Source organism: Streptomyces sp. HPF1205 (assembly GCF_020400825.1).
Taxonomy (GTDB): Bacteria; Actinomycetota; Actinomycetes; order Streptomycetales; family Streptomycetaceae; genus Actinacidiphila.
This window is the reverse complement of record NZ_JAINVH010000101.1, coordinates 1-1,645: the sequence shown is the minus strand read 5'-3', so window position 1 is coordinate 1,645 and position 1,645 is coordinate 1. Positions and strand designations below refer to the sequence as shown.

Genomic DNA, 1,645 nt, shown 5'->3' with positions numbered 1-1,645 from the left:
ACCAGGTTGTTCTCGATGGCCAGCGCGGAGGCGGCGATCTCGATGGAGCCGATCGCGCCGAGCGAGTGCCCGACCATGGACTTGATCGAGCTCATCGGGGTGCGGTAGGCGTGCTCGCCCAGGACCCGCTTGACGGCCGCCGTCTCGTGGCGGTCGTTCTGCTTGGTGCCCGAGCCGTGCGCGTTGACGTAGTCGATCTCGTCGGGGTTCATCCGGGCCTGGTCGAGGGCGACCCTGATGGCCTCGGCCATCTCGGCGCCGTCGGGGCGCAGCCCGGTCATGTGGTAGGCGTTCGAGCGGGTCGCGTACCCGGCGATCTCGGCGTAGACGTGGGCGCCGCGCGCGCGGGCCCGCTCGTACTCCTCCAGGACGAACACCGCGGCGCCCTCGCCGAGGACGAAGCCGTTGCGGGTGCCGTCGAAGGGGCGGGAGGCGTGCTCGGGGTCGTCGTAGCGGGGGGTGGTGGCCTTGATCGCGTCGAAGCAGGCGACCGTGATCGGGGAGATCGGGGCGTCGGTGGCGCCGGCGATCATCAGGTCGACGCTGCCCTCGCGGATCAGATCGGCGGCGTATCCGACGGAGTCGATGCCGGAGGTGCAGCCGGTGGACACCACGGTGCTCGGCCCCTCGGCGCCGACCGCCCAGGCGACCTCCGCGGTGAAGGAGCTGGGCACCAGGTAGTTGTAGAGGTGCGGGACCGCGTAGTCGTAGTCGACCAGGTGCAGCCGGCCGCTGTCGCTGACCACCCGGTACTCCTGGTCCAGGCCCATGGTGGCGCCCACCGCGCTGCCGACGGTCACGCCGACCCGGTACGGGTCCTCGGCGCCCAGGTCGATGCCGGAGTCGGCGACCGCGCCACGGGCGGCGACGACCGCGAACTGCGCGGCGCGGTCCATCCGGCGGATCTCCTGCGGGCTCAGTCCGTGGGCCTCGGCGTCGAAGTCCATCTCGGCGGCGACCCGGGAGCGGAACGGGCTGGGGTCGAAGAAGGTGATGCCGCGCGTCGCGGTGCGGCCGTTGCTGATCAGGTCCCAGAAGGCGGACGTGCCGACGCCGCCGGGGGCGAGCACTTCCATACCGGTGATGACGACCCGGCGGCCGGTCATGAGGACGCCTCCCAGGTGTAGAACCGGGTCGCCATGGCGTCGGCGGGCGAGCGCCAGGTGGCGGGGTCGTAGGCCTGGATGAACGGCTTGAGGTCCTCGCTGATCCGGATGAACCTCTCGTCGTCCTTGGCCTGCTCGATCAGCCGGCCGCCGTTGTCCTCGTCGAAGTCCTGGAGGTGGAAGTACAGGCCGCGGTAGTGGAAGAGCTGCCGGCGGCGGGTGCCCATCCGGTGCGGCATGTCGGTCGCGTCGAACTCGGTGAACAGCTTGGCCACGTCTGCGTCGGAACCGGGGTTCAGCCGGGCCACGATCAAGGTGCTGTGCATCAGGAACGCTCCTTATCGGTAACTGTCTGGGAAAACGGCCTGCCGGGGACCCCGGCGGAACGACGGACGGGAGAACGAGGAAGGAGGAGGGGGCCGGGCGGAAGGCGGGCGGGCCGAAGGCGGGCCCGCGGGAAGCGGACCTGCGGGAGGCGGGCCGGCAGGGGGCGGGGGCCGGGCGGAGGACGGCGGGCGGCGGCGCGGGGCGGCACGCCG

2 protein-coding genes are annotated in these 1,645 nt (G+C 71.9%); both read right to left on the bottom strand.

Translation table 11 applies throughout. The annotated features are described in order from the left end of the window. The coding region (locus K7G61_RS35805) for a beta-ketoacyl synthase (RefSeq protein WP_225851330.1) at nucleotides 1–1,106 on the bottom strand (1,106 nt) is incomplete at its 3' end. After that, on the bottom strand, nucleotides 1,103–1,432 hold the full coding sequence (locus K7G61_RS35800) for a TcmI family type II polyketide cyclase (RefSeq protein ID WP_225851329.1): 330 nt from the start codon (nucleotides 1,430–1,432) through the stop codon (nucleotides 1,103–1,105). The genes K7G61_RS35800 and K7G61_RS35805, both read right to left, overlap by 4 nt. Between the last annotated feature and the right edge of the window lie 213 nt (nucleotides 1,433–1,645).

Bases quoted from the DNA above. Each gene is read 5' to 3' on its own strand.
- K7G61_RS35800 (WP_225851329.1), bottom strand. From the start codon at position 1,432: ATGCACAGCACCTTGATCGTGGCCCGGCTGAACCCCGGTTCCGACGCA.